Annotated in this window: 10 protein-coding genes; all 10 read right to left on the bottom strand. The window is 45.9% G+C overall.

Annotated features, from left to right (window positions below; all coding sequences use genetic code 11):
- The coding region (locus PMG25_RS17090; RefSeq protein ID WP_283768109.1) for a tetratricopeptide repeat protein at nt 1-835 on the bottom strand (835 nt) is incomplete at its 3' end.
- 406 nt (nt 836-1,241) lie between these two features.
- Nucleotides 1,242-2,129: a hypothetical protein gene (locus PMG25_RS17095; RefSeq protein ID WP_283768110.1), complete on the bottom strand. Its 888-nt coding sequence runs from the start codon at nt 2,127-2,129 to the stop codon at nt 1,242-1,244.
- 17 nt (nt 2,130-2,146) lie between these two features.
- Complete coding sequence (locus PMG25_RS17100; RefSeq protein ID WP_283768111.1) at nt 2,147-3,502, bottom strand: NAD(P)/FAD-dependent oxidoreductase; 1,356 nt, start codon at nt 3,500-3,502, stop codon at nt 2,147-2,149.
- Between the two features lie 90 nt (nt 3,503-3,592).
- Nucleotides 3,593-4,969, bottom strand: a complete 1,377-nt coding sequence (locus tag PMG25_RS17105) for a sensor domain-containing diguanylate cyclase (RefSeq protein WP_283768112.1) — start codon at nt 4,967-4,969, stop codon at nt 3,593-3,595.
- Between the two features lie 48 nt (nt 4,970-5,017).
- Nucleotides 5,018-5,419: a response regulator gene (locus tag PMG25_RS17110; RefSeq protein ID WP_283768113.1), complete on the bottom strand. Its 402-nt coding sequence runs from the start codon at nt 5,417-5,419 to the stop codon at nt 5,018-5,020.
- Nucleotides 5,412-8,411, bottom strand: coding sequence for a GAF domain-containing protein (locus tag PMG25_RS17115; protein ID WP_283768114.1), 3,000 nt, complete (start codon nt 8,409-8,411; stop codon nt 5,412-5,414). Before PMG25_RS17115 ends, PMG25_RS17110 begins: the two co-directional genes overlap by 8 nt.
- Nucleotides 8,412-8,587: 176 nt before the next feature.
- Nucleotides 8,588-10,432, bottom strand: coding sequence for a caspase family protein (locus PMG25_RS17120; RefSeq protein ID WP_283768115.1), 1,845 nt, complete (start codon nt 10,430-10,432; stop codon nt 8,588-8,590).
- A gap of 57 nt (nt 10,433-10,489) precedes the next feature.
- Nucleotides 10,490-10,804 (bottom strand): hypothetical protein, encoded by a 315-nt coding sequence (locus PMG25_RS17125; RefSeq protein WP_283768116.1) that lies wholly within the window; start codon nt 10,802-10,804, stop codon nt 10,490-10,492.
- Between the two features lie 98 nt (nt 10,805-10,902).
- A complete protein-coding gene (locus PMG25_RS17130; RefSeq protein ID WP_283768117.1) occupies nt 10,903-11,619 on the bottom strand; it encodes a GDSL-type esterase/lipase family protein in 717 nt (238 codons plus the stop codon).
- A 53-nt stretch (nt 11,620-11,672) separates the two neighbouring features.
- Nucleotides 11,673-13,241 (bottom strand): hypothetical protein, encoded by a 1,569-nt coding sequence (locus PMG25_RS17135; RefSeq protein ID WP_283768118.1) that lies wholly within the window; start codon nt 13,239-13,241, stop codon nt 11,673-11,675.
- Nucleotides 13,242-13,341 lie beyond the last annotated feature (100 nt).

The following is a 13,341-nucleotide window of genomic DNA, read 5'->3' on the forward strand; positions in this document are numbered from 1 at the left end:
GGGTATACACTTCTAAAGCCGCTTCATAACAGGCGATCGCCCGCTCCAGGTTCTCCGCTCGCTCTCCCCGCAGGCGATTTCTGTAAGCATTTCCCAAGTTATTTTGGGTCGTTGCCCAATATTCAGCATAGGCGCTGGGGGTATACACTTCTAAAGCGGCTTCATAACAGGAGATCGCCCGCTCCAGGTTCTCCTCGCGCTCTCCCCGCAGGCGATTACAGTAGTCAGTTCCTAAACTATTTTGTACTCTTGCCCAATCCTCTGGAGCATCTTGGCGAGTAAAGACGAGTAAGTTTATCTCTAGACAAGCGATGGCAATTTCGATAGTGTTGGCTCTGCTGCCATAGCGAAAGCTAGAGACGATCAGATTAAAGTTATAGAGAACATTTGCAATAAATTCCCGCTCTGAGGAAGTTGCGGTTTCTAGTCTTTCTGTATGCCAAGCTTTCAAGATCTGGGCCAAGTTTAAGTCTAATTTGTCTAGGTTCTGTTGCAAGAGGGGATGAACGACTGCTGCATCTCCGTTGCTGTCTGCTGTGGCTTGCAACACTTCCATCAGAAAACTTAAATACTCTTGCTCGGTCACGTTTGCTCCTCCTTCTCCCCCCTCCAGGTCTAGTGCTTGTGCCAACTGTTGCACCAGGTCGAGCAGAAACCGGGCCTCATTTTCCCTCCCCTCTTCCTGCATCCGTTGCGCCATCAGTCCGCAGGTGAGCAAAAAGTCCCGATCCAGCAACTCGCGGTTGTCGTTGAGCCGTTGCGCTTCTTCACCACTGGGACAGGTGAGCAGTTCTTGGATCAGGTTGAGGTAGGCAGGGATGCGTTCTTCGTTCATGGCGTTGAGGGGGGGGCTATGGTTTGAGTGTAGCGTAATTTGCCCTCTCCCTAAATCCCTCTCCCACGGGAGAGGGACTTATTGGGTCTCTTTTCGTTGGTGTCCGCAAGTTGGGCAGAAACCCGGTTTCTTTTGCCTCAGCAGTTGGTGCCCTGCGCTGTCGCTAACGCACCCTACTGGCTAGAGATGCGAAAGTAGGACAACATAGAGCGCCCAAAGCACGATACAGCAGTTTTCGCTGCTATGAGGTACATTTTGATCCCCCTTTCATGTCCGCTTGCGGAAAATCCCCCTTAAAAAGCAGGACTTTCTGGTTCCCCCCTTTTTTTAAGGGGGGTTAGGGGGGATCTTTCCCTGCTGTACCTCATTACCGCGCAAAGCGCTGTAAGGATTTGATAGAACTAACTCATTCACTGCTATAAGTGGCTTCAAAGTCTTGGGCTTTGAGAATCACCATGTTGGTTCCCACAACGGAGTTACGGGCTAATAAATGACCGTCAAGATCGACAACTTCCAAACGAGCAAAATCGAGTTTGCGGGCACGCCGCAACATATCATTCGCGAGGCGCTTTTGTTGTTCTAAGGGTACATCATACCAGCGCCGATCGACTTTTAGCACGAGGAGACTATTCAAGAAATCAGCTTGCAGAGAATCAATTAAACCCTCTTCATATTTTTCGGTTAATTGGTTGACTTGTTCTTGAATGGTGACAATTAACCGTTGTTCGGGGGTAAGAATGGGAGGGGGTGGGGGCGCAATTTCCACCGGAATGGGTTCGTTTATTTCTTCTTCTTCCTCCTCTTGTTCTTCCTCAACGGGTTCTTCTATTTCTGAGAGTTCTGGGGGTTCGGGTTCGGATTCTTCGGGTATAGGTTCGGGTATAGGTTCAGGTTCTGGGGCGATCGCCTCTGGAGAGGGTTCGGGTTCTGGGGCAATCTCTGGGACTTCTACCTCTGGCGGAGGTTCGGGGACTTGTGCCACTTCTGGAGCCGGACGGGGAATGAGGGAAACGGAGAGGATCAGAACTAGGGTGATGACTGCACCGATGAGCAAACTGAGGTCAAAATCATTGATGGTGCTATTCCAGGGATCGGACAACTTTCCACGCACCCATGCTAAAAGTTGATCCCAGACGGGAAAAAGAGGCTTTTGGGGATCGGAAAGGGGAGGGGTTTCTAGGCGATCGGCGATCGCCTGTAACCCCCTAATGAGCGATCGCAAGCTCTTCAGCGTTTGCTGTTTCACCCAAGAAGGACTCTCTTCAGATGGACGGTTAGAAGGTTGTCGTGCCATAATTCCCCTGCATTATTTTAATTTTTGATCGCTGGAAGGGGCATCTCTTCCGTCGTATCCAGATTTTCTGGAGTAATGGTTAACAGGGAATCTTCACCGGTGATTAACCGCGCTCCTCGGCCTCTGGTGAGGTAGTTCCATCCCCATTGCACCATCACCACTAATTTATTATCAAACTCAATTAAATAGTAAATATGGGCAAATACCCAGGTTAACCAGGCGATAAAGCCCGTGAGCTTAATCCATCCTAAGTCTACCACCGCCGCATTTTCCCCAATCACCGCCAGACTGCCCACTTCGGTATAGCGGAATGGAGCATGGCTTTGGCCGCGCAGTTCCCGTTTGATCCATTGGGCCACATATTTGCCCTCTTGCATAGCTACTGGAGCAATACCGGGTAAGGGGCGATCGCCTTGATGGGAGAAGTTGGCTAAGTCGCCAATGACAAAGATATTGGGATAGCCCGAAACGCTTAAGTTTTCTTCGACCATCACCCGGCCAGCTCGGTCTAGGGCGACTCCGGTTTTCTCATGCAGCACTTTACCCAGTCCAGAAGCCTTGACTCCAGCGGCCCAGAGGATGGTACGGGCTGGAATTAATTTTTCCGTTTCTCCCTGACGCACAGTTACGGCCCCTTCGGTTACCTGGGTGACTAGGGTCTGGGTTTGTACCGTTACCCCTAGCTGAGTGAGGTCTGATGCTGCTCTCGCGGACAATTCTGGCGCGTAAGGGGGTAAAATGCGATCCATGCCTTCTAGAAGCAAAATTCGGGCGCTGGTGGTGTCGATGTGGTGAAAGTCATTTTTGAGAACGCTATGGGCCAGTTCGGCGATCGCCCCAGCCAATTCTACGCCAGTCGGGCCACCGCCCACAATCACGAAGGTGAGCCAGGCTTTTTGTTTTTCGGGGTCAGTTTCTTTTTCTGCGGCTTCAAAAGCCCCATAAATGCGACGACGCATGAGCAGAGCATCTTCAATGGTTTTCAAGCCAGGGGCAATACTTTGCCATTGGTCATTACCAAAGTAGTGATGCTTCACGCCTGTGGCCAGAATCAGGGTATCGTAGGAGAGGGTGCGATCGCCGAGGGTGAGCTGTTGGCGATCGGGATCGATATCCGTTACCCGATCTAACAGAACTTGAGTATTTTTATTTTGATTGAGAACCAGACGCAAGGGTGAAGAAATATCGGCTGGGGATACACTCCCCGTCGCCACTTGATAGAGTAAAGGTTGAAATAGGTGAAAATTTCGTTTATCAATTAATGTCAGTTTAACCGGCGCTTTGCCTAGGGCTTGGGCTGCATAAAGTCCCCCAAAGCCTCCTCCGACAATCACGACATGGGGAACAGAGGGTTGGGTGTTGTCATCAACCATAGCGTTTCGATTCTCAAGGTGAGAGATTTTGATCAGATCTTAGTGTAGCAATGAAACACTTAAAATGCGCCGTTGCTGGCCATTCCCCCACTATAATCTAGAAAAACCGTCATTGCGTCTAGGTTCTGGCCGTTGTGATGGAGAGATAGGGGATTTAAATTCCCGAAATATCATCCGATCGCGCCCTTGTTTTTTAGCTTCGTACAGGGCTTGATCCGCCACTTGAAATAGCTCTTCTCCTGATGTGGAATGGGTCGGAATAGTCGAAGAAATTCCCATACTCATCGTGATCAATGGACTTACCAAAGACGCTTGATGCTCAATCCCTAAGTTTCGCACATTGCTTTGAATTTCTTGAGCCACCATCCAAGCACCAGATGCTTGAGTATTGGGTAGCACCACCACAAATTCCTCTCCCCCATATCGAGCCACTAAATCGGCTGGTCTTTTTAAGGTTCTTTTCAAAGTTTGGGCAATTTTTTGTAAGCATTCATCTCCCATCTGATGCCCATAGGTATCATTATAGCGCTTAAAATAGTCTACATCACAAATGATCATCGATAAAGGCCCTTGCTCTCGGGCCAGGCGATACCATTCTCGATTAAAAGTTTCTTGTAAACAGCGACGGTTCGCCACTTGAGTTAAACCATCTAAATTCGCCAGTTGATTTAATTCCTGGTTGACCTTCTCTAATTCGGCGGTTCTTTCAGCAACTTTCCGTTCTAAGGTATGGGAATACTCTCGGAGTTGTTCATAAAATAAGGCATTTTGAATAGAGGCGGCGGCTTGGGACGCTAGGGCAATAAATAATTTTAGATCTTGGGCTGTATATTCTAAAGTGCGATCGCTACTAATTTGAATTACGCCTAATTTTCCTGTTTGAGTCATTAAGGGGCAACACATTAAAGAAGCAATCTTAAAGGGTTGTGAAATAAAGCGAGTATCTAAATTAACTTGATTAACAATTTCTGCTTGCCCCGTCTTAAAAACATGGCCATAAATTCCTAAATTAGCAGATATTTTTTGACCTAATATAACTTGATTTTCGTTTTGTTTTGGGTAAAATGTTTGCATCATCCCATCCTGGTAAATCATCACTACTAGGGCATTACCGGGAATTTGTTTTAAGGCTTCATCTGCCATCAGCTTGATCACTTCCTGCACATTCAGGCAAGTAGACAGTTTTGCAGAAATATCATATAAAAAATTGAGTTCTTCGTATTTGTCTAAAGCATCAACCGCTAAAACTTTCTTGTTAATTTCTGTTTCAATCAAGTAAATAAGCATTTGTGTGATGGGATGATCCAATAGAGGACTTACGACCCAACCTACAATCGAGTTCTCTACAGAAATTTCATAGGCTTGAGCATCCCCTAAATTCAAATCTCCAATAATTGGTCTTTGATGGTCATCCAAAACCGCAATCGGATGGTCATCATCCAAGAGTCGCTGAATTAATCCTTTCATCCTTGGTTTGAGGATGATTTTTTTAAACTTGAGGTTAATCATTCACCATTACTCATATAAAAATCCAAGAATTTCTCTAGATTTTGCTAACACTTCTTTCGGTCGAAAAGGTTTAGTCATATATAAGTTAGCGCCCACAGCAATCCCCGTTTTTTTGTCAAACTCTTGACCTTTGGCGGTGAGCATAATAATATAGATATGATCCAAGCTTATGTTTTGCTTAACTTGGGCACAAACTTCTAATCCATTCATTTTCGGCATCATCACGTCCAAAAAGACTAAATCAGGTTTTTCTTGTTCAATAATTTCTAATGCTTCTTGGCCATTTTTAGCCGTGAGTAATATTACGTCATCTTCATCTTCGAGCTTTTCTAAGGCTTGTTCCATAAGGATCAGAATATTGGGTTCATCATCAGCGATTAAAACTTTTTTATTTACTTGTTTATTCATTGAACTCCTCTAACATATCTGTTTTGACAACGGTTGCATCTAAGGGAAGCAAGAAAGAAAAGTCACTTCCTTGATTGAGGGTACTTTCCACCCAAATTTTGCCCCCATGATATTCAATAATTTGTTTACAAATGGGTAATCCTAAGCCAGTCCCTTTGGGTTTGTTGGTTAAAATGTCTCCCACTTGCTTGAATCGCTCAAATACTGTATCCCGATCTTCAGGGGCAATTCCGATTCCCGTATCAATAATGGAAATCATTAGATGATTGTCCACTACCTTAGCTTTACAAGTAATCGTTCCTTGTTCAGTAAATTTTACGGAATTAGAGATTAAATTAATGACGACTTGAATAATGCGATCGCGATCGACTTGAATCATGGGTAGATTGGGGTCAATATTTTTAACGAACTGTAAATGATTCCGTTCAATTAAAGAGGATGTTGCCGCGATCGCTCGATCTAAAATGACTTGTGGATCGACGGGTTGAATATTCCAATCGACTCGCCCAGATTCCATCTTAGCAATATCTAAAACGTCATTAATTAAGGAGGTTAGGCGTTCCGCTTCGGAGATAATAATCTCAATATTATTACTCACTGCAATCACCGATCGCTTGACTTTTCTCTCTTCTTGCACCGTCACTGGAAAAATCACGTCTTCTAATTTTTCCTGAATCATTTCCGCAAACCCTAAAACGGAGGTTAACGGTGTGCGTAATTCATGGGAAACGGTGTTCAAAAAGTCAGTTTTCATCCGATCTACTTCCCGTTCTACTGTGACATCTCGAATCAGAATGACTGAACCCATACATTGATCCCCTTCCATGCCTTCTCCCTCTTTAATAATACTGGTAGCTAGGGCTTGACCTTCCCGATTGTTGCCTAACTTCACATTCAGGGTTACAATCTCCTGATTCCGATTGTGAATTGTCGTAATTAATTCATGCAATTCTGGAGAAAATATCGTCCAAATATTCTGCCCTTGTAATTGCCATTTTTCTAAATTAAACATGGCTAACAAAGCCGGGTTAAATCGGGTGATTTTTCCTTGGGTATCTGTGACCAATAATCCATCGGCCAAATTATCAACAATGGCATTTAAATCCGCTAAAGTGGTTCGCAGTTCGCTGGATCGCTTTTGAGCCTGGGAGAGTAATTCTGCCTGTTGTAGTGCGACCCCCAGTTGAATGGCAATTTTACGAGTGAATTCTATTTCCTTCGGTTGCCAAGCCCTGGGTTCTGAGCATTGATGAATACAGAGCAAGCCCCATAACTGTTCCCCTTTTACCAGGGGCAAAACTAAGTTGGCTCGGATTTGAAATTGGTTTAAGATATTAAAATAACAAGGAGATAAGTTGGCGGTTTGAATGTCAGAAATGGCTTGAATTTTACCTTGATGATAATGGATTTGATGATGATCGTGAAAGCACCGATCCTGTACGAGTTTTTGTAAGGTTGAGTCAAAGGGAGGAATAACATCTTCGGAAATAAATTGCCCGACTTTTTGATCGGAGTGGGGATCAAAGGCAAAAATACCGACGCGATCGGCGTTGAGTAATTGCCGAACTTCTGTGGCAGCCGTTTTAAAGATGGTCTCTAAATCTAAGGTGCGACGAATTTTATCGATGACTTCTGCGATCGCTCTCTCTCGTTGTGCTTCTTCTTCTAATTCTTCTGCCCGTTTTTTCAGTTGCGCTTCTAAGGTGGTTTGTAATTCGGTCGAGCGCTTTTGAGTTTGGGCTAATAGCTGGGCTTGCTGAATAGCAACACCTAACTGGGAGCTGATTTGAATTAAGAAATTAATTTCAATCTCTTGCCAATCTCTGGGCCCAGAGTTTTGAAAGGCGGCTAATAAGCCCCAAAGACGCTGATGTTGATAAATGGCTACAATGGCATAGGCTCTGGCTTGATAGGATTCTAACGCCTGAATATAACAGTCTGAAAAATCACGGGTATAAATATCAGAACACACCCGAAATAATTGCACTTGCTTAAATAATTGCCCTTGGGTTGCCTGTAAATGAGTATCAGTGAAGGACAAATGCTCTAGATTTTTGAGGCTACATTCACTAATCTTGCAGTTTAACTCTGGATTTTCTTGTTGACAGATAATTAAGGATTTCCAGTTGGGATCAACGGAGTCTACTAAGAATTCACCACTCCAGTCTTCATTAAAGCGATAAATGACGACTCGATCGGCTTTGAGGAGCTGACGAACTTCTTGGGTGGTGGTACGAAAAATGGTGTTGAGATCTAGGGATTGACGGATTTTGGTGATCACAGCCGCGATCGCCTGTTCCCGTTCTACAGCTTGAGCAACAGCTTGAGCTAACCGCTCTGACTGCTGCTTTTGTCCCCTTAAGACTTCCGCTTGTTGTAGTGCGACTCCTAAATGAACGGCAATATGGGAAACAAACTCTATTTCTTGGGGTTGCCAACATCGAGGAGCGCGACAGTGATGAATGCATAGAAGCCCCCATAAGGTTTCTCCTTTGAGTAGGGGAACGACTAAATTGGCTCGCACTTGGAATTGCTCCAAGATCTGAATATGGCAAATGTTTAAACCCTCTTGATAAATGTCATCACAGGCCCACATTCGCCCTTCTTGGTAATATTGGGCATAGCGATCGCCAAAACAGTGATCTTCAATGCGAGCAGCTAAGGTAGAAGAAAAAGGGGGTAAGACATCCTCGGAGACAAATTCCCCCCATTGGTAATTCGAGTTTTCGCCAAACTGATACATCCCCACCCGATCGGCATTCAAAAGCTGCCGTACTTCTCTGGCAGTCGATTGAAAAATGGTTTCTACATCCAGAGATTGACGAATACGAGTAATAACCGCTAAGAGGGCTTTTTCCTGGGCAATCTGAACCGGCTCTGGCTGTGTCTGGGTTGTTTTTTCCAGTTCCCATACCTGTTCTCTAAGCCGTTCAATTTCCTCTTGAAGGGCCGTATATTCACTTGCTTTAACCACAACATACTCATCGGACATGGGATTGAAATAAACGGAAAAATAGGGGAGTTGTCTGGATGGGTAGCTTGGCCAGTATAAAAGATTAGAAGGGTAACTGTGCGTAAAGAAGTTTAAAGCTTTTAATGAATAAGGGATACAACCGACTGGTTGTATCCCTTCACAGGGGTCGATCTGTGGGAAGGTAGGGCTAGAGGCTACAAGCGAGTCCGCCAGACGGCGATCGCCCGTTGGGCCTCTGCATAAGCTGCCGTATTTTGGGGAACCAACTCAGCCGCAGCGATCGCTGCTGCGGGGCCATCGCTGGCTAACCGCCGATAGGCAATTCTGAGAATTTCACGACTCCATTGGTTGGCTAACTGCTGGGCTTGGCTATATCGCGGTTGATCGGCTCCAATGGTCTTCACCTGGGCGATCGCCTGATTATAGGACGAGGCTTGATTGGTATTGACCTTACTACTGGCTTGCTGAATCACCGTCTGATTGGCTTGCGATTGGGCTACTTGTTGTTGCCAGGAAGGAATCATGCTCTGGGCTTGCGAATACACCGATACTTCCGATGGAACCAGTTGAGCAGCAGCGATCGCCTTCTCAAATTCTCCCTGAGCGGCTCGACCCATGGCAATATCCATAATCGCTTGACCCCATAGCTCAATTTTTCCTTGAGCTTCGGCATAGGCTGGATTATCGGCTGAAATTTTCCGCGCTTCTTCAATCGCTTTTACATACGGTGACGCTTGCTGAGAGCCTAAAATACTCGTCACTTCTGAGAGCGTTGGGGGACTCGCTGGTTCAGGTTGAGCCGCCGGTGGTTCCACCGTTGCCGGAGCTTGGGGAACCGGTTCCGGGGAAGGCGCTGGAGAAGGAGCTGGAGTCGCTGCTGGAGTCACCGCTTCTGGAGCAGGGGCTGGAATCACCACCACTTCTGAAGGAGTTGCTGCTGGAGAAGGGGCTGGAGAACCCTGAACCGGCTCAGTCACTGCCGGGCTGGGTTGTCCTTCTACCGTGGTCAATGCATTACGATTGCGTAAAAATACTCCTCCAATTAAAATCAGAGCGATACCCCCCCAAGCCAGAATCAGTAATCGCCAAAACTGTGCATCTTCTTCATTGGATTTGGGGTCTTGAGATTGGGGTTTTTTGTCAGGTTCCATAGGCTTACGAATATCTGTTGAGGTTTTCTGGGCAACAGGGCTTGGCTGAGGAACGCCCCCAGAACCGGAGGGAACGCTTAACGGTTCGGTGGTACTGGAAGAGGGAGAAAGAGATTCCTCTGTTTTGGGTTCCTCAATCGGTAAAATCACCCGATGAACTCGGCCGGGAGGATTCACCACCATCAAGGCTTGTTGGTTGGGTCGATTGTGTTGATCGCTCAATTCCATTAGCCGACGGTGCAGATAGTGATCTAAACTCGCTAATGTACTACATTGACCCGATCGCAATCCTTCCAGCAAAGCAGCCGTAAATAACCCTTGTCGTAATTCTAAGGTCTCTTGGGAAAATTGACCCGGTTGACAGGAAAGAAGGGTGGTAATTTCTAGCTCTCGTGCTAAATTTGCGGTTTGGTTCCCTAAGAGTCCCCCAATTTGCAAACTTGATGGCCGATTCATGTCTAACACGACCAACAGATTTTGGGTTGGTAAGTTGGCTAGAGAGTTGAATAGCCAAGCCATAGAGATGCCCGTGGTGGTGACTTGATTGGGATCGCTCTCAATGGGCATTAGATAGTCTTGGCCATCGACACTGGAACCATAACCACTAAAGAACACCCAGAGATGATCTTCCCCATCGAGCTGGAATTGGGGATGCTCGCGCCGACAGATTTTGTCGATCCACCCTTCTATCGTGGGGCGATCGGGGTAAGTGGATTCCCCTTGAATGGGTTGTGATACCTCACTCAAGAGTAAGCATTGATCTAGGGATAACCCCGCTTGGTATGTCCAAAAATCTGAAAATGCCTGGGCATCCTGTTGGGCATAGCTTAACGGTTGGAAATGTTGATATTGATTAATGCCGATGGCGATCGCCCTGGTTTTTCCCATGACCCACTCCTAAAATATACATGCTTATTCCCGAATGTCCTAGGGGGTAGCGCTAGATTAGCGTAACTGTTGTAAATCGGCCATAAATGCATCAAAGGCTTCTTGAGTTTTGCCTAAATAATTGCCATCGGCCTCTAAGGCATCTTTTAATTGTTCGGCTACTCCCATTAATCCAGCATCTTCTGACATATAAGAGCCTTTCATCTCTATTTCGCGCCAATACTCTGCAATCACACGGGTTCTCATCGTTTCATAGGTCTCAATTAGGGAAGCTTTGGCTTTCTTTTGTTCCGGGTTGAGGTTTTCATACTCCAATTGACTAATTAATTCCGTTAATTCGGAAAGATGTCGGCGCACAGTTTCCCAGCTCATAACGATTTCCCTTCATAAGATCGGAGAGTTTCGACAGGTATCTTACCAGGTTCTTTGCCACACCCCTGATACTTTACAAAGGTTAACATTTTTTCTGACTATTCGATCGCCAAATTCTCAAGGTTTGGGGGAATCTTAGCGGCTTTGAGTAAGGGTTGTAAGCCTTTGAAGATGCGATCGCCGATTACCTCATGGCCAGCCGCACTCGGATGAATGATATCATCTTGTCGGTATTTCTCGTCTCTGAGCAAACCCTTGAGAATCTGGGGAATCAAATAGGCTTGGGTTTCCTTTGCCAACTGCTCAAACATGCGATCGTATTTGTCCCCCACAACTCCCACATTAATCCCCAATATAACGGCGATCGCCCCCTGAGCTTGAATCTGCGTAATGATTTGCCGTAAATTCTCCTCAGTCTCCGTTTCTGCGATGTTCTGTAGATAGTCATTCCCCGACAACTCCACCATCACCAACCAGGGATTTTCATCCAGCACATCCGTTTGCAACCGTGCTAACCCCATAGCCGTTGTATCCCCTGGAACCCCCTGATTCAGAATCGGCACATTCAACCGACGACTTAAAAGACTGGGAAAAGCTTGCTCTGGGTTCAGTCCATACCCCGAAGCAATGCTATCACCCAAAACAATAATCTGTTCTCCTTGTCCAAGTTGCAAGTTTTTCACCTGGTTCACAGATGAACCGCAACTGATGACGAGTCCCCAGGTGGTGAATAGGAGGACGATCAGAAGGAGACTTCGCCGTACTCTGCGTTGAGCGAAGGGCAGTAGACTTAAACTCAGGATAGAGGCAATCATGATTAGGAGCAATCTTTAATAGTAGTCACTATTTTAGCAAAATGCTCTAGGGCCTACTCCTTTTCGTTTCTTCCCTTGGGTTTGCGTTGCCATAGCAAGATAACCAGCCAAATCAATAACGGCAGTGCCCCGAATAAGAGACTCCAACCCACTGATTGTACAAATGGATGTACCACAGTAGCATTAACTTCCCAAGGCATGAGCAGGGGTTGTTCTGGTGTAATCAGAGCGTAGCTGGTGGCAATGACACTGGCAGCAGCCATGCCGCCACCGACGACCCCGATGGTAATATTTAAGTTGCGGCTACTAACGGCTTCTTGTTCGTTATTGCTTTTAATCTCGTCTTCTAGAGCGACTAATTTCTCTTGTAATCCCTTGCTTTCCCGGACTTGATCCGCCATGTCTTGGTGTAATTTGCGGCTAGATTTCACTTGTTTAACGAGCTGCTCTTCTAATGCGCGATCGGCTTCAATTTGCTCGATTTCTAACATACCGCGAATCGTGGCAATCATTTCTTGAAACAGGTTTTGACCCGCGAGTAAGTAATTTAAGTCAGTTTCGATTTGTTGCAGATAAGTGTTTTTCGCTAAGTCGAGAAAAGAATCCCAGAAGGGGAAATGATCATCGGTCAATTTCGCTTGGTTAATCTCAGTAAATGCCTTTTGAAAATTCTTGATATTAGTGTCTGTGGTGTTGTAGCACTCCCGCAAAAGGCGCAGGGTTTTGCTATACTCAAATCCCCGTTTGCGGATCTCTTTGAGCAAGGTTTTCAAGTCCTTTAACCGTTTTTCGTCATCGGTTTCTTGCTCAATTTGGCTAAACTGGGGAATTTGTTGTTCGAGTTCGCTGGCTAGGGTTTGCGCTCTTTGGTAGTATTGTTTCGATTGTTGGGTAGTGAACAGGATTTTATGGCGAAAGCAGAGTAGTTCTTTTAGGGATTGGTTGAAGCTATTGCTAAAAGAAGATAGGCTATTTTCTTTGAATTTGAGCCAGACTAAAATATAAGTATTTTCCGCTTCGTACAGGAATAAGGGGCTACCGAACAATTGTCCCTGGGTGAGGCGTAAATGATGGGGGATGATTTCTGTGGGGCGATCGGGAAATAATCCGGTTACACAATCATCCGCTAGGGCGCGATAGTCTTTCAGGGCAATGGGTTGACTGGGTTCTGCATAGAGGAAAAAGCTTTGACCTAGAGACGGATTTAGGGTAGAATAGGAAAGAATATTATTGGGATTAAAACCGTTGATTTGGTGACAAAAAAGCGGTAATTTTCGGTCACGTTTATCTAAAAAAAGTGTCAGTTCGCCTAGATAGACATCTTGCAACTTTTCGGCGCGAAATGCTCCTTTAGCTTGCAGGGTTGGAGTTAAGAGAATTTGGCTTAACTTCAGTTTTCGTTGTCCTTTGATCAGGTCTTGCCAGGGTTCATTTTCTTGAATTGGATGCAAGTTGGCGCGGAAGGTTTTCAGCTCTTCACTGTTAAAAGCAGTCGCAACCGTTGTGGCGAAGGTTTGCCAGAGTTCCTCGGCATTTTTGGCGGGCATTTGATAGCCTTGGTCAAAATCTGACCAAAAGTGGAAAGCATAGAGCGTGAAAATAGGATTTTGGATTTCAGTCATAATCTTCTCGTGAGGGGTTTCCCTCTCCCTAAATCCCTCTCCCGTGGGAGAGGGACTTTTTCTCCCCTTCTCCCGTGGGAGAAGGGGCTGGGGGATGAGG

Source organism: Roseofilum capinflatum BLCC-M114 (genome assembly GCF_030068505.1).
Lineage (GTDB): Bacteria > Cyanobacteriota > Cyanobacteriia > Cyanobacteriales > Desertifilaceae > Roseofilum > Roseofilum capinflatum.

Excerpts from the sequence above, each read along its gene's own strand:
- PMG25_RS17120 (WP_283768115.1), bottom strand. The coding sequence starts at position 10,432 with ATGGGAAAAACCAGGGCGATCGCCATCGGCATTAATCAATATCAACAT.
- PMG25_RS17115 (WP_283768114.1), bottom strand. The coding sequence starts at position 8,411 with ATGTCCGATGAGTATGTTGTGGTTAAAGCAAGTGAATATACGGCCCTT.
- PMG25_RS17095 (WP_283768110.1), bottom strand. The coding sequence starts at position 2,129 with ATGGCACGACAACCTTCTAACCGTCCATCTGAAGAGAGTCCTTCTTGG.
- PMG25_RS17125 (WP_283768116.1), bottom strand. The coding sequence starts at position 10,804 with ATGAGCTGGGAAACTGTGCGCCGACATCTTTCCGAATTAACGGAATTA.
- PMG25_RS17130 (WP_283768117.1), bottom strand. The coding sequence starts at position 11,619 with ATGATTGCCTCTATCCTGAGTTTAAGTCTACTGCCCTTCGCTCAACGC.
- PMG25_RS17105 (WP_283768112.1), bottom strand. The coding sequence starts at position 4,969 with ATGAAAGGATTAATTCAGCGACTCTTGGATGATGACCATCCGATTGCG.
- PMG25_RS17110 (WP_283768113.1), bottom strand. The coding sequence starts at position 5,419 with ATGAATAAACAAGTAAATAAAAAAGTTTTAATCGCTGATGATGAACCC.
- PMG25_RS17100 (WP_283768111.1), bottom strand. The coding sequence starts at position 3,502 with ATGGTTGATGACAACACCCAACCCTCTGTTCCCCATGTCGTGATTGTC.
- PMG25_RS17135 (WP_283768118.1), bottom strand. The coding sequence starts at position 13,241 with ATGACTGAAATCCAAAATCCTATTTTCACGCTCTATGCTTTCCACTTT.